The organism is Acidovorax sp. Leaf160, assembly GCF_001424265.1.
Classification (GTDB): domain Bacteria; phylum Pseudomonadota; class Gammaproteobacteria; order Burkholderiales; family Burkholderiaceae_C; genus Paracidovorax.
On record NZ_LMOV01000001.1, the window covers coordinates 389,411 to 409,040 of the forward strand.

Genomic DNA, 19,630 nt, shown 5'->3' on the forward strand with positions numbered 1-19,630 from the left:
GCCCCGGCCGGTTCAGTCGTAGCGCTTGGCGCCCGCCAGCAGTTCGGGCGTTCCCAGCAGCTGGTTGAGCCCGTCGAACTGCAGCATCTGCGGCCAGTACGGCTCGGTCGTGCCGTGCCGGTGCAGGCTGGCCAGATAGCCTTGCAGCGCATGGCTCAGCGCGCGCACGGTGCCGCCGGGGAAGATCGCCAGCCGGTAGCCCAGCGCCTGCAGCTCGGCGGCCGGCAGGAGGGGCGTCTTGCCGCCTTCCACCATGTTGGCCAGCAGCGGCCCGCGCGGCGACAGCCGGGCCAGGGCGGCCGCCATGTCGTCCCGCGTGCGCAGGGCCTCCACGAAGAGCACGTCGGCGCCCGCGTCGGCATAGCGGTCCATGCGGTCGAGGGCGGCGTCCAGGCCCTCCACCGCCACGGCATCGGTGCGGGCCACGATGAGCGTGCCGGCGTCCCGCCGGGCATCGCAGGCGGCGCGGATCTTGCCGGCCATCTCGGCCGCGCCGATCAGCGTCTTGCCGTCCAGGTGGCCGCAGCGCTTGGGGCTGGTCTGGTCCTCCAGCTGGATGGCCGATGCGCCGGCGCGCTCCAGCAGGCGCACCGTGCGCTGCACGTTGATCGCGTTGCCGAAGCCGGTGTCGGCATCGACGATCAGGTGCAGCGCCTCGTTGCGCTCGCGGATGGCGGTGGTCACCTGGGCCACGTCGTCCAGCGACAGCAGGCCGATGTCGGGCCGGCCGAGCCGGGTGTAGGCGATGCTGGCGCCGGACAGGTAGGCGGCGTCGAAGCCGGCCTGCGCGACCAGCAGGGCCGAAAAGGCGTCGTACACGCCGGGCGCGGTGACGATGGCCGGCGACTGCAGGCGGGTCTTGAGGTCTGTGGTCATGGGTGGGGTGCGGGGGCGTGGCTGGCGCGCCGGGCGGCCAGGCGTTTTTCGAGGTGCGGCAGCAGACCGCCGTCCCGGATCATGGCGACCAGGTGCGCCGGAATGGGCTCGCAGGCCAGCACGCGGCCGGTGGCCAGGTCGTGCACGCGGGCCCGGTCCAGGTCGCAGGCCACCGGGGCGCCCGCGGCCACGGTGGGCGCGTCGAGGCACACCAGCAGCGGCAGGCCCAGGTTGAAGCCGTTGCGGTAGTAGATGCCCGAGAACGAGCGCGCCACCACGCAGGCCACGCCCAGGTGCCGCAGCACCTCGGCCGCCTGCTCGCGCGACGAGCCGGCGCCGAAGTTGCGCCCGGCGAAGACGATGTCGCCCGGCCGCACTTCGGCGGCGAAGCGCGCATCCACCGACTCCAGGCAATGGCGCGCGATCTTGGCGATGCCGAACTTCATGTAGGCGCCCGGGGCCAGCAGGTCGGTGTTCAGGTCGTCGCCGAACAGCCAGGCACGGCCCGTGGCGGGCAGGGTGTGCGCCGCGCTCATTGCAGCATCTCCCGCGGGTCGGCGACGCGACCGGCCACGGCCGATGCGGCCACCGTCCAGGGCGAGCCCAGGTAGATCTGCGCCTGGGGCGAGCCCATGCGGCCCTGGAAGTTGCGGGCCGTGGTGCTGATGGCCACCACGTCGGGCCCGAAGGTATGCGCGCCGTAGCCGGCGCAGGCGCCGCAGCTGGTGGGCAGCAGTTCGGCGCCGGCTTCCACCAGGGTGCCGAGCACGCCTTCCGCCTCGGCACGCTGCTGGTCCTGCAGGCTGGCCGGCGCCACCAGCAGGCGCACGCCGGCGGCCACCTTGCGGCCCTGCAGCACCTGGGCCGCCATGCGCAGGTCGTCCAGCTTGGCGCCGGTGCAGGCGCCCACGTAGGCCAGGTTGATGGCCACGCCGGCCAGGTCGGCCGCGTCGCGGCCATGGGCCGGGCTGTGCGGCTCGGCCACCTGCGGGGCGAGGGCGGCGGCATCGAAGACATGGTCGGCCAGCAGCGGCGCGCCTTCGTCGGTGTGCCAGTGCGCCAGGTCCACGTCGCCGGCGCCGGCGCGGGCCAGCCAGTCGCGGGTGACTTCGTCGGGCGCCACCAGGCCCGCCTGGGCGCCCAGTTCCGCCGTCATGTTGGAGAGCGTCATGCGCTCCTGCATCGACAGCGCCTGCACCGCCGGGCCGGCATATTCCACCGCCTGGTACTGCCCGCCGTCCATGCCGAAGCGGGTGCAGAGAAACAGCATCATGTCCTTGGCGGACACGCCCGGCGCCAGCCGGCCGTTCCAGGCCATGCGCAGGGTGTGCGGCACCTTGAGCCAGATCTCGCCGGTGACCAGCACGCCCAGCATCTCGGTCGCGCCCACGCCGAACATGTAGGCACCGAAGGCGCCGCCGGTGGGCGAATGGCTGTCGCCGCCCACGGCGAACATGCCGGGCCGCAGGTAGCCCTTTTGCGGCACCACCACATGGCAGATGCCTTCGCCGTCGTGGAAGCGCGCCACGCCCGCGCTCTTCACCCAGTCGCGGGCGATCTGCACGATGGCGCGGCTGTCGTCGTCGTAGGCCGGCACGTAATGGTCGGTGACCACCACCACCTTGTCCGGGTCCCACACCGTCGCGCCCAGGCGGTCGAGCATGGGCTTGACCCGGCGCGGCCCGCCCGAGTCGTGCATCATGGCCAGATCGACCCGGCAGGTGACGATCTCGCCCGGCGTGACGTGGCCGACGCCGGCAGCGCGGGCCACCAGCTTCTGCGCCAGGGTCTGCGGAGCGGCCCCAGCCGAAGGGGTCGCAGCAGCAGCAGCGGAAGGGAAGGCGGCGGCGCTCATTCCACGCTCGCGCCGGAGGCCTTGATGATCTTGGCCCAGTCCTGCACGTCCTGCGCCACGAACTTCGCGAACGCGGCGGGCGGCATGTCCACCGTGGTCGCCGCTTCGGTGCGCATGCGCTCCTGGTAGTCGGGCGACTCGATGGCCTTCTTCACGGCGGCATAGAGCTTCTGCGTCACGTCCGCCGGCATCTGCGCCGGGCCGAACAGGCCGAACCAGGCCATCGACTCGAAGCCCTTCACCGTCTGCGCGATCGGTGGCACGCCGGCGAACTGCGGCAGCGGCTCGCGGCTGCTCACGCCCAGCAGCTGGATGCTGCCGTTCTTCATGTGCGGCAGCACGTTGACCGTGCTGGCGAACATCAGGTCCACGGTGCCCGCCAGCACATCGGACAGCGCCGGGCCGGTGCCCTTGTAGGGCACGTTGACGATGTCGGTGCCGGTCAGCATCTTGAACTGCTCGCTGGCCAGGTGCAGCGACGAGCCCTGCGCGCCGATGGCGAAGTTCAGCTTGCCCGGGTTGGCCTTGGCATAGGCGATGAGCCCGCGCGTGTCGGAGAACGGGGCGCCCCGGCGCGCGATGAGCACGCTGGGCACCTTGGCCACCATGGTGATGGGCGTGAAGTCCTTCACCGGATCGAAACCCAGGTTTTTGTAGAGCGTGGCGTTGATGGTGTGGCCGGTGAAGCTCATCAGCAGCGTGGACCCGTCGGCCGGCGCCTTGGCCACATAGGCCGCGGCGATGTTGCCGCCGGCGCCGGCGCGGTTTTCCACGATCACCGGGCGGCCCAGGGTGTCGCCCATCATGCGGCCGATGACGCGGGCGAGCGTGTCCGTGGTGCCGCCGGAGGGACTGCCCACGATGAGGGTGATGGGCCTGCCGCCGTCCTGCGCCAGGGCGAATGAGGGTGCCAGCGCGGCGGGCAGGGCGCAGAGCGCGGCCAGCGCGCAGCGCCGGGTCAGGGCTGTGTTCATGTTGCTTGTCTCCGTCTTTCGTTTGTTCGTTCGTTCTCGTGGAAGGCCCATCCTAGGCAGCCTGGCTGCGGCTTTCAATGGAACCTGCTGGTCCCATCGGGCAGACCAGAGGGCGGCCGACCGGCGCAGACGGCGGGCGTGGCCTTTGGCCTACGCGGCTCGGCAGTGCGGCGCGGTGTAATCGCGGCCATGGAATCGAGCGACGCCGACACCCCGGGCTCCCGCCCGCCGCGCCGGGGCGCTGCGCAGCAAGCCGTGGCCCGGTGGATGGCGTTGCGCGGCTGGAAGCCCTTCGCCTTCCAGCGCGAGGTGTGGCGCGCACTGGCCCAAGGCCGCAGCGGCCTGCTGCATGCCACCACCGGCGCGGGCAAGACCTATGCGGTGTGGCTGGGCGCGCTGCAGGCCTTCGCCGACCAGCGCCCACCACTGAAATCCAAGTCAAAACAGGCTGTAGCGCTGGAATCACGGGCGCGGGTAGCTATCGAAACAATAGCGAAGACGCGCCGGCCCACGCCGGAGCCGCTGACCGTGCTGTGGCTCACGCCCATGCGCGCCCTGGCGGCCGACACGCTGCGCGCCCTGCAGACGCCGCTGGACGCGCTGGCGCCCGAGCACCCGGTGCTGGCCCGCTGGACGGCCGGCGCCCGCACCGGCGACACCGCCAGCGGCGAGCGCAGCGCGCAGTCGCGCCGCCTGCCGACCGTGCTGGTGACCACGCCCGAGAGCCTGTCGCTGCTGCTGGCGCGCGCCGATGCGCGCGAGACGCTGTCCACCGTGCAGCTGGTGGTGGCCGACGAATGGCACGAGCTGCTGGGCAACAAGCGCGGGGTGCAGGTGCAGCTGGCGATCGCCCGGCTGCGCGGCTGGAACCCGGCGCTGCGTATCTGGGGCATGTCGGCCACGCTGGGCAACCTGCCCGAGGCCATGCACACCCTGCTGGGCGACGGGCAGGCCGAGGGCGCGGGCGGCGCGGGCGTGCTGGTGCAGGGCAAGGTCGACAAGCGGCTGGTGGTGGACACGCTGCTGCCCGACCACCCGGAGCGCTTCTCGTGGGCCGGGCACCTGGGCCTGTCGATGCTGCCGGCGGTGGTGCGCGAGCTGGCCTCGTCCGGCACCACGCTGGTGTTCGTCAACGTCCGCTCGCAGGCCGAGGTCTGGTACAAGGCCATCCTCGATGCGCGGCCCGACTGGGCGGGCGAGCTGGCCATCCACCACGGCTCGCTGGACCGGGGCGTGCGCGAATGGGTGGAAGCGGGGCTCAAGGCCGGCCAGCTGCGCGCCGTGGTCTGCACCAGCAGTCTCGACCTGGGCGTGGACTTCCTGCCGGTCGAGCGGGTGCTGCAGATCGGCTCGCCCAAGGGCGTGGCGCGGCTGCTGCAGCGCGCCGGGCGTTCCGGCCACGCGCCGGGCCGGGCCTCGCGCATCACGCTGGTGCCCACCCACAGCCTGGAGCTGGTGGAAGCCGCCGGTGCCCGCGCGGCCGTGCAGGCCGGCCAGGTGGAGATGCGCGCCAGCCCGCGCCGGCCCATCGACGTGCTGGTGCAGCACCTGGTGACCGTGGCGCTGGGCGGCGGCTTCGAGCCCGAGGCGCTGTATGCGGAAGTGCGCGGCACCGCGGCCTACCGCGACCTGCCGCGCGACGTCTGGCAGTGGTGCCTGGACTTCGTGCACCGCGGCGGCCCGTCGCTCGCCGCCTATCCCGACTACCAGCGCGTGGCCCCCGACGAAGACGGCGTGTGGCGCGTGCCCAGCGCCCGGCTGGCGCGCCGGCACCGCGCCAACATCGGCACCATCGTGAGCGATGCGAGCATGGTCGTGCAGGTGCTGCACGGCGCGCGGCTGGGCACCATGGAGGAGAGCTTCCTCTCGCGCCTCTCGCCGGGCGACTGCTTCGTCTTTGCCGGCAACGTGCTGGAGATGGTCAAGATCGAGGACATGACGGCCTACGTGCGCCGGGCCGCGCGGGGCCGCCCCACGGTGCCGCGCTGGGGCGGCTCGCGCATGCCGCTTTCCACCGTGCTGGCCGACTTCGTGGTGCGCCAGCTGGCGCAGGCGGCCGAGGGCGACTACAGCGGCCCCGAGATGCGCTGCGTGCGCCCGCTGCTGGAAGTGCAGCAGCGCTGGTCCGCCTTGCCCACGCCCGGCACGCTGCTGGCCGAGACGCTGCGCACGCGCGAAGGCTGGCACCTCTTTCTCTACCCCTTCGCCGGCCGGCATGCCCACACCGGCCTGGCCAGCCTGTTCGCCTGGCGTGCGGCGCAGGGCGAGGCCGGTACCTTCTCCATCGCCGTCAACGACTACGGCCTGGAACTGCTGAGCGCCACCGAACGCGACTGGGCCGCGCTGCTGCCCGAGCTGTTGCGCGCCGACCCCGTCGATCCTGCCGCCGCGCCTGCGCCCGGCCTGCCCGCGGACGAGGCCCTGGCCATTCGCAATACCGCCAACGCCCCCGCCGAAGCGCCGGCCACCGACGCCGCGCGGCAGGCCCTGCTGCACGAACTGCTGGCCAGCCTCAACGCCACGGAGATGGCGCGGCGGCGCTTCCGCGAGATCGCCCGCGTCTCCGGCCTGATCTTCCAGAGCCATCCGGGCGAGCGCCGCAGCGCGCGCCAGCTGCAGGCGTCGTCACAGCTCTTCTTCGAGGTGTTCCGCAAGTACGACAACGCCAACATGCTGCTGCGCCAGGCCGACGAGGAGGTGCTGAGCCAGGAACTGGACGTGGCCCAGCTGCTGGCCGCGCTGCGCCGCATGCAGCACCAGCGCCTGGAAGTGCGCTCGCTGGTGCGGCCCAGCCCGTTCGCCTTTCCGCTGATGGTGGAGCGCTTCCGCGAAAAGCTCACCAACGAACACCTGGCCGACCGCATCGCCCGCATGCTGGCGCAGCTCGACAGCGCCGCCGACGCCCCCGCCGGCAAGGCGCAGGCCGCGCCGCCGCCGCAGGACGTGGTGCCGCCCGATCCGCCGCAACGTCCCGCGAAGCGCAAGCCGCGCGTCCAGGCGGCGCGCCCCGGATCGGCGCCCGACCCAGTGGCCCCGGAGCAGGGCGAGCCCACGGAGCTGCAGGCGGCTGCGGCCACGGTGCGGCGGATGCTCGATTTTTCGCTCACCAGCGCTGACGGGCCGGAAGCCGGCCGCAGCCAGCGCCAGCGCCGCGTGCGCAAGCCCTCGCGGCCTTTGCCGCCCCTCTGAGGGGCCTCTGCCCGACCGCTACCATCGCTGAATGCTTTTCGGATCCGAGACGTTGTCCCCCGCTGCGCTGATCGGCGCGCATGCCACCACCCTCGCCGGCGAGCCGGTCCATCTGCTGGCGGGCCATGCCGTGTGGTGGCCGGCGGGCGCCACCGTGTTCGTGGCCGACGTGCACCTGGGCAAGGCTGCCACCTTCCGGGCACGGGGCATTCCCGTGCCCGGAGGCACCACGCAGGACAACCTGGCGCGGCTGACGGCGCTGCTGCACGGCCTGCCGGCGCGGCGCCTGGTGGTGCTGGGCGACTTCCTCCACGCCGCCGAGGCGCACACGCCCACGCTGCGCGCGGCGCTTGCCGACTGGCGCGACCAGCACGCGGCGGTCGACATGGTGCTGGTGCGCGGCAACCACGACAGCCATGCGGGCGACCCGCCGCCGGGCCTGGGCATCGCGGTGGTGGACGAGCCCTGGTGCGCGGGCCCGTTCGCCTGCTGCCACCACCCGCAGTCGCACGCCACCCACCATGTGCTGGCAGGCCATGTGCATCCGGCCACGGTGCTGTGGGGCCCCGGGCGGGACGCCTTGCGCCTGCCGTGCTTCGCCGTCGCGCCACGGCTCACGCTGCTGCCCGCCTTCGGCAGCTTCACCGGCGCTGCCACGCTGCCGCCGCAGGCCGACCGCCGGCTCTTCGCCGTGGGCGGCGGGCGGGTCTGGCCCGTGCCGCCCGGGCGCTGAGCGCGCGGCCTTCCGCGTCCCTCCGCCGTCCTACAGGAGCCTGCGGGGCCGGGTGCTAATTTGCCCCTCGCAGCTTCTGGAGACACCCCATGGCAGACGACGACGGCAAGGCCCCCACATCGACCCGCACCCTCTGGAGGGGCGCCATCAGCTTCGGGCTGGTGCACGTGCCGGTGGGGCTCTATGCGGCCACGCAGAATTCCGGCATCGACTTCGACTGGCTCGACAAGCGTTCGATGGAGCCGGTGGGCTACAAGCGCATCAACAAGATCACCGGCAAGGAGATCACGGCCGCCAACATCGTCAAGGGCGTGGAATACGAAGACGGGCGCTATGTGGTGCTGTCGCCCGAGGAGATCGAGGCGGCCTTCCCCAAGACCACGCAGACTATCGAGATCGAGGCCTTCCTCGACGCCGACGAGATTCCGTTCGTCTACCTGGAGCGGCCCTACTACACGGCTCCGCTCAAGCGCGGCGAGAAGGTCTACGCGCTGCTGCGCGAGGCGCTGCGCAAGACCAACAAGGTGGGCGTGGCCAAGGTGGTCATCCAGACCAAGCAGCATCTGGCGGTGCTCATCCCCTGCGGCCGGGCGCTCATCCTGAACCTGCTGCGCTGGGGCGGCGAGATCCGCTCGTTCGAGCAGTTGAACCTTCCGCCCCTGGGCGCGAAGGCGGCCGGCATCCGCGATGCGGAGATGACCATGGCCACGCAGCTGATCGACGACATGACCCAGGGCTGGAACGCCGACCAGTTCCGCAATTCGTTCGCCGAGGAAATCCACAAGCTGGTGCAGACCAAGGCCGAGGCGGGCGACATCGCCGACGTGGTGAAGGCTGCCGCGCAGGAGACCGCGCCCGCCAGCGCCGACGTGCTCGATCTCACCGCGCTGCTCAGGCGCAGCCTGGAGGGCGGCAAGGGCAGGAAGGGCGGCGGCAGCGGCAAGGGCGCCGCGGACCCGGAGGCGGATGAAGACGCCGCAGCAAAAGAGGCCGGGAAGAAGACCGCCAGCCGGGGCGGCAAGTCCGCCTCGGTGACCGACCTGCCCCGCAAGGCCGCCGCCAAGAAGGCTGCGCCCGCGGCGAAGAAGGCCGCCGCTGCCAGGAAGGCTCCCGCCAAGAAGGCCGCTGGCGCTGCCAAGGCGAAGAGCCGCAGCCCCGCGCCAGCGAAGAAGCCCGCCCGCCGGGCGGCCTGAGGGGCAGGCGCGCCATGGCCCGAAAGACCCAGGACCCGACGAAGGCGACGAGCGGCACGAGCGCCACGAGCGCGAAAAAGAAGAAGGCCGCTCCCGCTCCCGCAGCCGACGCTGCGGCCGCACCCGACGCACCCGACGCACTCGCGGTCTACCGCGGCAAGCGCAACTTCGCGGTGACGCCGGAGCCCGCGGAGGGCGGCGAACCGGGCACGGAGGCGCTGCAGTACGTGATCCAGAAGCACTGGGCCAGCCGGCTGCATTACGACCTGCGGCTGGAGATCGGCGGCACCATGAAGAGCTGGGCGGTGCCCAAGGGCCCCAGCTTCGACCCGGCCGACAAGCGCATGGCGGTGCAGGTGGAGGATCACCCCATTTCGTACAACCGCTTCGAGGGGCAGATTCCGGCCAAGCAGTACGGCGCCGGCAAGGTGATCATCTGGGACAGCGGCTACTGGTCGCCGGTGGGCGACCCGGAAGCCGGCTGGCGCGAGGGCAAGCTCAAGTTCAGTCTGCACGGCCACAAGCTGGAAGGCCACTGGACGCTGGTGCGCATGCACGGACGCGGCAGCGAGAAGCAGCCGCCCTGGCTGCTCATCAAGGAGCGCGACGGACTGGAGCGCCCAGCCGCCGAGTTCGACGTGGTGGAGGCCATGCCCGACAGCGTGGCCGCGCTGCCCCCCGTGCCGGCACCGGGCGCGCAGGTGGCGCGTGCCGCTGCAGAACCCACGGTCAAGCACGCCGCCAAGGCTCGCCGGGCGGCGTTGCCGCAGGAGCTCAAGCCCCAGCTCGCCACGCTGGTGGACGGGCCGCCCGCCGATGCGCAGGACTGGCTGTGGGAGCTCAAGTTCGACGGCTACCGGCTGCTCGCCCGCATCGAACGCGGAGCGGTGCGGCTGATCACGCGCAACGGCAACGACTGGACGGAACGCATGCCGCGCCTGGCGAAGGCGGTGGCGCAGCTGCCGCTGAAATCCGGCTGGATCGATGGCGAGGTGCTGGTGATGGACGAACAGGGCGCGCCCGACTTCCAGGCGCTGCAGAACGCCTTCGACGCCCAGGCGACCAGCCACCTGGTGTATTACGTCTTCGACATGCCTTTCGCCGACGGACGCGACCTCAGGCCGCTGCCGCTGGACGAGCGACGCGAGCTGCTGCGGGCGGTGGTCGAACAGGCGCCCGAGGCTGCGGCCGATGCGGTGCGTTTCAGCGAGGCCTTCGAGGCGCGTGCCTCCGACCTGGTGCCTGCCGCCTGCCGGCTGGGGTTCGAGGGCGTGATCGGCAAGCGCCGTTCGGCTCCCTATGCATCGCGCCGCAATGCCGACTGGATCAAGCTCAAGTGCAGCCAGCGGCAGGAATTCGTCATCTGCGGCTTCACCGAACCCCAGGGCACGCGCACCGGCCTGGGCGCGCTGCTGCTGGGGGTGCACGGCGACGACGGCCAATTGCGCTATGCCGGCAGCGTGGGCACCGGCTTCAACGAGCGCACGCTGGCGGAACTGCGCGAGCGGCTGGAGGCGCTGCAAGCCGACGCCAGTCCGTTCGACCGGGCGCCCGCCATCGGCAAGAAGCCCCTCTGGGTCCGGCCCCGGCTGCTGGCCGAGGTGTCCTTTGCCGAGTGGACGCGCGAGGGCCGCATCCGCCACGCGGTGTTCCATGGCCTGCGCGAAGACAAGCCGGCCCGGGCCATCGTGCGCGAGCAACCGCAGCAGGCGCCGCGCCCCGCCACTGGCAAGGCGGCGGCGAAGAAGAAGGCAGAGAAAGCAGAGAAGGCGGGCCGCAAGAAGCAGGGCGCTGCCGCCGCTGCCCCGCAGGTGCCATCGTCTCTGCGCGTGACGCATCCGCAGCGGGTGATCGACCCCTCCACCGGCTTCACCAAGCTGGACCTGGTGCGCTATTACGCCCAGGTCGGCCCGCTGATGATGGAGCACCTGGAGCGGCGCCCGGTGGCGCTGGTGCGGGCGCCGGACGGCGTGGGCGGCGAGCTGTTCTTCCAGAAGCACATGGAGCGCACGGCGCTGGACGGCATCGCCCAGCTGGACCCGGCGCTGGATCCGGGCCACGGCCCCTTGATGGCGGTGGCCCGGCCGGAAGGGCTGCTGGCTGCGGCGCAGATGAACGTGCTGGAGTTCCACACCTGGAATGCCCGGCAGGACCGCATCGAAAAGCCCGACCGCCTGACCCTGGACCTGGACCCGGGTGAGGGCGTGCCATGGGGCCATGTGCAGGAAGCCGCCGAACTGGTGCGGGTGCTGCTCACCGAACTGGGCCTGCCTGCCTACCTGAAGACCAGCGGCGGCAAGGGGCTGCATGTGGTGGTACCCATCAAGCGCCTGCACGGCTGGGACACCGTCAAGGGCTTTTCGCAGGCGCTGGTGCAGCACCTGGCCCGCACCATTCCGCAACGCTTCGTCGCCAAGAGCGGGCCGAAGAACCGGGTGGGCAAGATCTTCGCCGACTATCTGCGCAATGGGCGGGGCGCCACCACGGTGAGTGCCTGGTCGGCACGCTCACGGCCCGGCATGGGGATTTCGGTGCCTGTGGGGTGGAACGAGCTGGAGAAGCTCACCAGTGGCGCGCACTGGACGGTGGCCACGGTCGACGAGCGGCTGCGGCTGGGCAACACGCCGTGGGAGGGTTACGCCGAGGCGGCGGTGTCGATCACGGCCGCCATGAAGCGTCTGGCAGCGCTAGGCGGGGGGTGACCGGGCGAGAAACGATCGGGTGGGTGGAGGGCGGGCGGCGGGCTGCGAGCCCTCAACCCAGCGCCTGGGGCTCGGAAAACGCGGAGTCGGCGAATTGCCGCTCCTCGGCGCGCCTGCGCCGCTCGCTGCCGTAGAGCGGCAGGTCGTCCGCCTGCTGGCGCTGGTGGCCGGGAAGGTCGGCCTCGCCCATCTGCCAGCGGGGCGCTTCGTCTTCGTCGAAATGGCTGTCGAACAGGAACATGGCTTGGTCTCCGCATGCCGGCGCGAGATGGCCAGCTTGACAGCCATTGGGCCGCTGTAATGGCAAGGCCGGGGTCGGCCCGGCGACGCAGTCGGTGTAGGCGCCCGCCGACGGCTGCGGAAGGTGTGACAAGCTGTGACAGGACTAGCCATGCAGGCTTCTCTAGAATCGCGCCCTTTGCCTGGCGCCAACGCGTCCGTCTTCCGTCTTCCGTCCCCACCATGCACATCGTCGTCAACGAAGAACTCAAGGCCTACATCGACCCCCTCACCCCCCAGGAATACGAAGCGCTGGAACGCAGCCTGCTGGCCGAGGGCTGCCGGGACGCCCTGGTGCTGTGGGGCGACGTGCTGGTGGACGGCCACAACCGTTACGGAATCTGCATGCGCCACGGCCTGCCGTTCCAGACCGTTCAGGCCACCCGGTTCGAGACGATGGAGGACGTGCATCTCTGGATGATCGACCAGCACCTGGGCCGGCGCAGCGTGTCCGACTTCCAGCGCGGTGTCCTGGCCCTGCGCAAGAAGGAGATCGTGCAGTCGCGCCTGGCGCGCAGCCAGGGCGCCAAGGCTCCGGATGGCGGCGAGCAGGGCAACAGGGATGGCGGCGCAACGGACGCCAGCACGCACGCCGGCGCCCAGGCCCCGTCCGATCCCACGGCCTCGCTCCCCGCGCCAGATGCGCTGGACAGCCGCGAAGCCATCGCACGGGCGGCGCGCATCAGCAGCAGCCAGGTGTTGATGATCGAGAAGATCCGCAAGCAGGCCGCGCCCGAAGTGGTGGCCGCCGTGAAGTCGGGGGCCATCTCGATCAACGCGGCCGCTGCGGTGGCGACGCTGCCGGCGCAAGAGCAGGTGGCGGCGGCCACCGGCGGCAAGGAAGAATTGCGCCAGGCGGCCAAGCGTGCCCGGGAGGCCAAGCGCAAGCCGCCGGCGGACGCGCCCTCGCAGGCGGCTCCGCAGGACGCGGCCGAATCGCCCCGGGCTGCGGAAGGCGATGAGCTGCAGGCCCTGCGCGACCGCGTGGCCGCCCTGACCGCCGAAAACGCCGCACTGCGGGCCCGGTTGCAGGCCCTGAGCGACAGCGACGCGGCGGCGCCCTTCTGACCCGGCGCGGAACGGCTGCGGTTGAAGGCCTCAGCCTACAAGCGAAAGGGTATGCGGCCCCTATCATCCGCGACCACTTCTTCCGCCACCCTACTCCGTGACCCTATCCATCGACGACGAGAAGCGGCGCCTAGAGCGCCCCACGATGCCCCTGCGCCTGTTCGTGGGCTTCATGCTGGCAGCGCTGGCCACGGTGGTCATCGCCCTGTTCACCTACCAGTCGAACCAGACCCGCGTCGCGGCAGTCACTCGCATCAATGCGGCTGTGGAGGTGATATCGCAAGTGCAGGCGGTGCTGTCCACGCTCAAGAATGCAGAAACCGGCCAGCGCGGCTTCCTGCTCACGGGCAAGGAGATCTACCTGGAGCCATTCCGCGCCTCGGAGGCTGCGCTGGGGCAGGAATTCGATGCGCTGCGCAAGCTGCTGGAAGACAGCCCTGACCAGCTTGCCCGACTGAACACCGTGCAGCGCATGGCGGGCCAGAAGATGGACGAGCTGCGCCGCACCATCGCCCTGCACCGCGCCGGCCAGCACGATCAGGCGCTGCTGCTGGTGCAGAGCGACGAAGGCTTCGTGCTGATGAACGACGTGCGCGCCACGCTGCGCGACATGCTCAATGCGGAGCGCCTGTCCCTGGAAGAGCGGCGGCGCACCTGGGAAGATGCAGCCACCTTCGGCGCCTACTTCACCTGGGGCAGCTCCTTGCTGTTGCTGGTGCTGATCTGCGCTTCGGCCGCCATGACCGCTGCCGACCACCGTGCCAAGGCCCGCGAGAACTGGATCAAGTCCGGGCTGGTGGCGCTGGGCTCGCGCCTGCAGGGCGACCACCGGCTCGATGAGCTGGGGCAGCGGGTGGTGGAGTTCCTGGCGCAGTGGCTGGGCGCCAGGGTGGGCGCGGCCTATGTGAGCGAGGGGCACGGCCTCTACCAGCGCATGGGCGGCTACGCCTTGGAGGACGGGCAGCTGAAGACCAAAGTGGTGAAGGGCGAGGGCCTGCTGGGCCAGACCGTCCAGTCGCGCGAGCTGCTGCACGTGCGGGACGTGCCGGAAGGCTATCTGCCCATCACGTCGGGGCTGGGCAGCGGCACGCCGCGGGAGGTGGCCCTCGTGCCGGCGCTGTTGCACGGCAAGGTGCACGGCGTGATCGAGCTAGGCTTCCTGCGCAGGCTCAGCGCCACCGATCTCGACTTCCTGCAGCGTGCCGCCGAGCAGGTGGCGCTGTCGGTGCGCTCGGCCATCGACCGCACCCAGCTCGAATCGCTGCTGGAGGAAACCCAGCGCCAGGCCGAGGAACTGCAGGCGCAGCAGGAAGAGCTGCGCGTGAGCAACGAGGAGCTGGAGCAGCAGAGCCGCGTGCTGCAGGAATCGCAGGCGCAGATGGAAGTGCAGCAGTCCGAGCTGGAGCAGAGCAATGCCCAGCTGGAGGAGCAGACCCAGCAGCTGGAGTACCAGAAGCAGCAACTGCTGCGCGCCCAGGACGCGCTGGGTTCCAAGGCGCGCGACCTGGAGATGGCGAGCCAGTACAAGAGCGAATTCCTCGCCAACATGAGCCACGAGCTGCGCACGCCGCTCAACTCCAGCCTGATCCTGGCCAAGCTGCTGGCCGACAACAAGCACGGCAACCTGACCGAAGAGCAGGTGCGCTATGCGCAGACCATCCATGGCGCAGGCAACGACCTGCTGGCGCTCATCAACGACATCCTCGATCTGGCCAAGATCGAGGCCGGGCAGGCGACCATCACGGTGGAAACGGTGCCCATCGCCCGCTCGGTGCAGGGCTGGGTCGAGCCGCTGCGCGCGCTGGCGGAGGACAAGGGCCTGCAGCTCAACGCCGTGGTGGAGCCTGAGGCACCCAACGCCATCGAAACCGACCCGCAGCGGCTGGGGCAGATCCTGAAGAACCTGCTGTCGAACGCGCTCAAATTCACCGAGAGGGGCCAGGTCACCCTGCATGTGCTGCCAAGGGAGCGCGGCGGCGTGGCCTTCGAGGTGCGCGACACCGGCATCGGCATTCCCGAGCACCAGCAGCAGCTGATCTTCGACGCCTTCCGGCAGGCCGACGGCAGCACCCACCGCAAGTACGGCGGCACGGGGCTGGGGCTGTCGATCTCGCGCGACCTGGCGCAGCTGCTGGGCGGCAGCATCAGCGTGCAGAGCGTGCCAGGGCAGGGGAGCACCTTCACCCTGGTGCTGCCGGCCGTGGCGCCCGAGCAGCCCGAAGCCGCCGCACCGGCCCAGGCCACCTCCGCCGCCGTGCCCGTCGCCGCACCCCGGCCCGCGCCCCTTCCGAGCGAACGCCGCGAGGCGCCCGTGCCGCCCCCGGTCGAGCCGCCTCCGCTGGTGCGCCGCTCCCAGGGCAACGGACCGGACGACCGCGACCGGCTGCAGCCCGGCCAGCGCACCATGCTGGTGGTGGAGGACGACCCCCGCTTCGCCCGCATCCTCTACGACCTGGCGCACGAGATGGGCTTCCAGTGCGTGCTGGCCGGCACCGGCAGCGAAGGGTTGGCGGCTGCGCTGGAACACCAGCCCAGTGCCGTGGTGCTGGACATGAATCTGCCGGACTTCTCCGGCCTGGGCGTGCTCGACCAGCTCAAGCGCAACCCGGCCACCCGGCACATCCCGGTGCATGTGGTGTCGGTGGCCGACTATTCGCAGGAAGCCCTAGGACGCGGCGCGGTGGGCTACGCCCTCAAGCCCGTCAAGCGCGACGAACTCAAGCAGGCGCTGGAGCGGATGGAGGCGAAGTTCACGCAGAGCCTGCGCCGCGTGCTGGTGGTGGAAGACGACGAACGCCAGCGCGAGAGCGTGGGCCATCTGCTGGCCAATGGCGACGTGGAGATCGTCGGTGCCGAGACGGCGGGCCGCGCACTGGAGTTGCTGCGTTCCACCACCTTCGACTGCATGGTGATGGACCTGAACCTGCCCGACCTCAGCGGCTACGAGCTGCTGGAGCAGATGGCCAGCCAGGAGGACGTGGCCTTCCCGCCCGTCATCGTCTACACCGGCCGCTCGCTCACCCGCGACGAAGAGCAGCAGCTACGGCGCTTTTCCAAGTCCATCATCATCAAGGATGCGCGGTCGCCCGAGCGGCTGCTGGACGAGGTGACGCTGTTCCTGCACCAGGTCGAATCGGCGCTGCCGATGGAGCGGCGCAAGATGCTGCAGGTGGCCCGCGACCGCGACGCGAGCTTCGAGGGCCGCACCATCCTGATCGTGGAGGACGACGTGCGCAACGTGTTCGCGCTCTCCAGCGTGCTGGAGCCCACCGGCGCCAAGGTCGAGATCGCGCGCAACGGCCGCGAGGCGCTGCAGGCGCTGGAGCGGGCCCAGTCCGCCAGCGGCAGTGCGGTGGACATGGTGCTGATGGACATCATGATGCCGGAGATGGACGGCTTCACCGCCATGGTGGAGATCCGCAAGCGCCCCGAATGGCGCCGCCTGCCCATCATCGCCCTGACGGCGAAGGCCATGAAGGACGACCAGGAAAAATGCCTGGCCGCCGGAGCCAACGACTACATCGCCAAGCCGCTCGACGTGGAGAAGCTGCTGTCGCTGGTGCGGGTCTGGATGCCCAAGTGATCCAGGACCGCCCCGTGCCGCTGCACTTCGAGGAGGCAAGCCCTCCGGAGCATTCGGTGTTGGTGTCGGCATCGGCGTCGGTATCGGCGCCGCACCGCAAGAAGACCTTCGATATCGAGCAGCAGTTGCTGGTCGAGGCGATCTACCACCGCTACCACTACGATTTCCGCGGCTATGCCCAGGCCTCGCTGAAGCGGCGGCTGCAGACGGCGCTGACGCGTTTCCAGTGCCGCACGCTGTCGCAGCTGCAGCATCTGGTGCTGCACGAACCCGAGGTGTTTCCGGCGATGCTGGAGTACCTCACCGTGCAGGTCAGCGAGATGTTCCGCGACCCGCCGTATTTCCGCGCCCTGCGCGAGACGGTGGTGCCCATCCTGCGCACCTATCCCTCGCTCAAGATCTGGGTCGCGGGCTGCAGCACCGGCGAGGAGGTGTATTCACTCGCGATCCTGCTGCGCGAGGAGGGGCTGCTGGAGCGCACCCTGATCTATGCCACCGACATCAACGCCACGGCGCTGCAGAAGGCCGAGGCGGGCGTGTACGACATCGACCGGGCGCGGGGCTTCACCGAGAACCACGCCCGCTCGGGTGGGCGGGGTTCGCTGTCGGATCACTACACGGCTGCGTACGGCCGCATGATGATCGACAAGACCCTGCGCCGGCACATCGTGTTCTCGGACCACAGCCTGGCGACCGACAGCGTCTTTGCCGAAGTGCACCTGGTGTCCTGCCGCAACGTGCTGATCTACTTCGACCGCGATCTGCAGAACCGGGCACTGTCGCTGTTTTGCGATGCGCTGTGCCACAAGGGCTTTCTCGGCCTGGGGTCCAAGGAGTCGCTGCGTTTTTCCACGCAGGCGCCGGCCTTCGACGAATTCGCGCCGGAAGAGCGCGTCTACCGCAAGAAGGCCGGGCTGTGATGGCACAGACAGGGACGCAGGCGCAGACAGGTACGCAGCCGCAGCCCGGGGCCTCGCGGCAGCGGCGGTTCGAGACGGTGGTGATCGGCGGGTCGGCGGGCAGCATCGACGCGCTGGCGGTGCTGCTGGAGGCCTTGCCGGCCAGCCTGCGGGCGGCCATCGTGGTGGTGGTGCATCTGCCCCGTGAAAAGCCCAGCCTGCTGCGCAGGATCTTCGAGCCGCGCTGCGCACTGGCGCTGCGCGACGCGCACGACAAGGAACCGCTGGAGCCGGGCACGGTGTATTTCGCGCCGCCCGACTACCACGTACTGCTGGACGCCGGGCCCACCCTCGCGCTGTCGGTGGATGACCCGGTGCATTTTTCGCGGCCGTCCATCGACGTGCTGTTCGAGTCGGCGGCCGACGCCTGTGGCGACCGGCTGCTGGCCATCCTGCTGTCGGGCGCCAATGCCGACGGTGCGCAGGGCCTGGCGGCCGTGCAGGCCGCCGGCGGCGCGACGCTGGTGCAATCGCCCGCCAGCTGCCTCATGTCCTTCATGCCCGAAGCCGCCCTGGCGCGGATGCAACCAGACCATGTCCTGCCGCCAGACGCCATGGCGGCGCTGTTGCAGCAATGGCATTCCGGGAGACAACTGTGATTCTTGCCCCTTCCTCTCCTCGAGGCGCGCCGCTGAACAGCTGCGTGAAGTGCCTCATCGTCGACGACGTCGAGGAGAACCTGATCGCGCTGGAGGCCTTGCTGCGCCGCGATGGCGTGGAGATCCTGCGCGCGGCCTCGGGGCCCGAGGCGCTGGAGCTGCTGCTGCAGCACACCGATGTGGCACTGGCGCTGCTGGACGTGCAGATGCCGGAGATGAATGGGTTCGAACTGGCCGAACTCATCCGCGGCAGCGAGCGCACCCGCCATGTCCCGCTCATCTTCATGACGGCCGGCTCGCGCGACCAGAACTGGCAGTTCAAGGGCTATGAATCCGGCGCGGTCGATTTCCTCTACAAGCCCATCGATCCGCACATGCTGATCAACAAGGCCAACGTGTTCTTCGAGCTGCAGCGGCAGAAGCAGGCGCTGGCCTTCGAGCTGCAGGAGCGGACCGAGGCGCTGCGCATCAACGACATGTTCATGGCCGTGCTGAGCCACGACCTGCGCGGGCCCCTGAGCGCCATCCTGGCCTCGGCCGTGGTGCTGCAGCGGTCCATCGACGCCGAAAAGGTGCCGCTGCTGGGCAGCAAGATCCAGGCAAGCGGCAGGCGCATGAGCCGCATGATCGAGGATCTGCTGGACGTGACCCGTGCGCGGCAGGCCGGCGGCCTGGTGATGCAGACCGGCACGCAAGCCGACCTGGCGGCCGCGGCCCAGCGCACGGTGCAGGAATTGCGCGACGCGCACCCGGCGCGCGTGATCGAGATGAGCCAGCAGGGCGACCTGCAGGGGTGGTGGGATATCGACCGGCTCTGCCAGGTGCTGGGCAACCTGCTGGGCAATGCGATCCACCACGGCACGCCCGACCAGCCGGTGCAGCTGTACCTGGACGGCACCGCACCCTGCGAAGTGGTGTTGAGCACGTCCAACGGCGGCAGCATCCCGGCCGCCCTGCTGCCCCATCTGTTCGATCCGTTCCGGGGCAGCACGCAGGCGGCGCCGGGCCAGCACAAGGGCCTTGGCCTGGGGCTCTACATCGTGCAGCAGATCGTGCACGGCCACGGCGGGCAGATCGAGGCGGCGTCCGAAGGGGGGCGCACCGTGTTCCAGGTGCGGCTGCCGCGCGGCGGCCCGCCTACGGAAGCTCCAGGCTTTTCAGAACTGCAAAAGTGAAGCAGGCTGGCCAGGGGCGGTGCATCCACCGCCCGCTGCGCCGAGGCGGGGCGTGTTCAGGAGAGGCGTGTGGCCTGTAGGCCGGCCTCTACTTCGTCCAGCAGCATTTCCAGCTCGTCCATGTCGAACGGCTTGAGCAGGGCGCGCACATTCGGTCCCAGGGCGGTGGCGCCTTCCTGGGCAAACTGATAGCCCGAGCACAGGACGAGCCACCGCGCGGGGTGCTTGCCCAGCAGGCAGCGCGCCAGATCGGTGCCCGTCATGCCGGGCAGGGTGACATCGGTGATCACCAGGTCGAAAGGCTCCCGCGCATCGTGCTGCAGCGCTTCTTCTGCGGTGGCGCACACGGTCACCTGGCGCTCGTCGCTCTCCAGCAGCATGCCCATGGCTTCCCGCAGTTCGCAGTTGTCCTCCACATAGAGGATGCGCAATGCGGACCTGCAGG

15 protein-coding genes are annotated in these 19,630 nt (G+C 70.6%); 9 read left to right on the forward strand and 6 right to left on the reverse strand.

Annotation, left to right across the window (positions count from 1 at the left end; genetic code table 11):
• Positions 1 to 12: 12 nt before the first annotated feature.
• From ASF94_RS01635 to ASF94_RS01650, 4 genes are read right to left on the reverse strand one after another with little or no spacing between them, the layout of a single operon-like run.
• Positions 13 to 876 (reverse strand): oxaloacetate decarboxylase, encoded by an 864-nt coding sequence (locus ASF94_RS01635; protein ID WP_056660519.1) that lies wholly within the window; start codon positions 874 to 876, stop codon positions 13 to 15.
• Entirely contained in the window at positions 873 to 1,412 is a 540-nt protein-coding gene (locus ASF94_RS01640) for a 3-isopropylmalate dehydratase (protein ID WP_056660522.1), read from the reverse strand. Before ASF94_RS01640 ends, ASF94_RS01635 begins: the two co-directional genes overlap by 4 nt.
• A complete protein-coding gene (locus tag ASF94_RS01645; RefSeq protein WP_056660525.1) occupies positions 1,409 to 2,731 on the reverse strand; it encodes a 3-isopropylmalate dehydratase large subunit in 1,323 nt (440 codons plus the stop codon). Before ASF94_RS01645 ends, ASF94_RS01640 begins: the two co-directional genes overlap by 4 nt.
• Entirely contained in the window at positions 2,728 to 3,705 is a 978-nt protein-coding gene (locus tag ASF94_RS01650) for a tripartite tricarboxylate transporter substrate binding protein (RefSeq protein ID WP_056660529.1), read from the reverse strand. The genes ASF94_RS01645 and ASF94_RS01650 overlap by 4 nt, the downstream gene beginning before the upstream one ends.
• Before the next feature lie 267 nt (positions 3,706 to 3,972).
• Between ASF94_RS01650 and ASF94_RS01655 the strand changes: the two genes are divergently transcribed.
• The 4 genes from ASF94_RS01655 (at position 3,973) to ligD (ending at position 11,522) form a co-directional block, all read left to right on the forward strand.
• On the forward strand, positions 3,973 to 6,894 hold the full coding sequence (locus tag ASF94_RS01655) for a ligase-associated DNA damage response DEXH box helicase (protein ID WP_056660809.1): 2,922 nt from the start codon (positions 3,973 to 3,975) through the stop codon (positions 6,892 to 6,894).
• Between the two features lie 31 nt (positions 6,895 to 6,925).
• Positions 6,926 to 7,627, forward strand: a complete 702-nt coding sequence (gene pdeM, locus ASF94_RS01660; RefSeq protein WP_056660532.1) for a ligase-associated DNA damage response endonuclease PdeM — start codon at positions 6,926 to 6,928, stop codon at positions 7,625 to 7,627.
• 89 nt (positions 7,628 to 7,716) lie between these two features.
• Positions 7,717 to 8,820 carry a Ku protein gene (locus ASF94_RS01665; RefSeq protein ID WP_056660535.1) on the forward strand — a complete coding sequence of 368 codons (1,104 nt, stop codon included), beginning with the start codon at positions 7,717 to 7,719 and terminating at the stop codon, positions 8,818 to 8,820.
• Positions 8,821 to 8,834: 14 nt separating this feature from the next.
• Positions 8,835 to 11,522, forward strand: a complete 2,688-nt coding sequence (ligD, locus tag ASF94_RS01670; protein WP_056660536.1) for a DNA ligase D — start codon at positions 8,835 to 8,837, stop codon at positions 11,520 to 11,522.
• A 52-nt stretch (positions 11,523 to 11,574) separates the two neighbouring features.
• Here ligD and ASF94_RS01675 read toward each other — a convergent pair whose 3' ends face one another.
• Entirely contained in the window at positions 11,575 to 11,763 is a 189-nt protein-coding gene (locus ASF94_RS01675; RefSeq protein WP_056660537.1) for a hypothetical protein, read from the reverse strand.
• A gap of 221 nt (positions 11,764 to 11,984) precedes the next feature.
• Here ASF94_RS01675 and ASF94_RS01680 point away from each other — a divergent pair, with 221 nt between their 5' ends.
• The 5 genes from ASF94_RS01680 to ASF94_RS01700 all read left to right on the forward strand — a co-directional run bounded on the left by ASF94_RS01680 (position 11,985) and on the right by ASF94_RS01700 (position 19,185).
• A complete protein-coding gene (locus ASF94_RS01680; RefSeq protein ID WP_056660538.1) occupies positions 11,985 to 12,869 on the forward strand; it encodes a hypothetical protein in 885 nt (294 codons plus the stop codon).
• 145 nt (positions 12,870 to 13,014) lie between these two features.
• On the forward strand, positions 13,015 to 16,452 hold the full coding sequence (locus tag ASF94_RS01685; protein WP_056660543.1) for a response regulator: 3,438 nt from the start codon (positions 13,015 to 13,017) through the stop codon (positions 16,450 to 16,452).
• A 62-nt stretch (positions 16,453 to 16,514) separates the two neighbouring features.
• The gene (locus ASF94_RS01690; protein WP_056660812.1) at positions 16,515 to 17,372 is read left to right on the forward strand and encodes a protein-glutamate O-methyltransferase CheR; all 858 of its coding nucleotides are present in this window, start codon (positions 16,515 to 16,517) and stop codon (positions 17,370 to 17,372) included.
• Positions 17,372 to 18,010, forward strand: coding sequence for a chemotaxis protein CheB (locus tag ASF94_RS01695; protein WP_056660545.1), 639 nt, complete (start codon positions 17,372 to 17,374; stop codon positions 18,008 to 18,010). Before ASF94_RS01690 ends, ASF94_RS01695 begins: the two co-directional genes overlap by 1 nt.
• A complete protein-coding gene (locus ASF94_RS01700; RefSeq protein WP_056660548.1) occupies positions 18,007 to 19,185 on the forward strand; it encodes a hybrid sensor histidine kinase/response regulator in 1,179 nt (392 codons plus the stop codon). Before ASF94_RS01695 ends, ASF94_RS01700 begins: the two co-directional genes overlap by 4 nt.
• 56 nt (positions 19,186 to 19,241) lie before the next feature.
• Here ASF94_RS01700 and ASF94_RS01705 read toward each other — a convergent pair whose 3' ends face one another.
• Positions 19,242 to 19,616 carry a response regulator gene (locus tag ASF94_RS01705; RefSeq protein ID WP_056660815.1) on the reverse strand — a complete coding sequence of 125 codons (375 nt, stop codon included), beginning with the start codon at positions 19,614 to 19,616 and terminating at the stop codon, positions 19,242 to 19,244.
• Positions 19,617 to 19,630 lie beyond the last annotated feature (14 nt).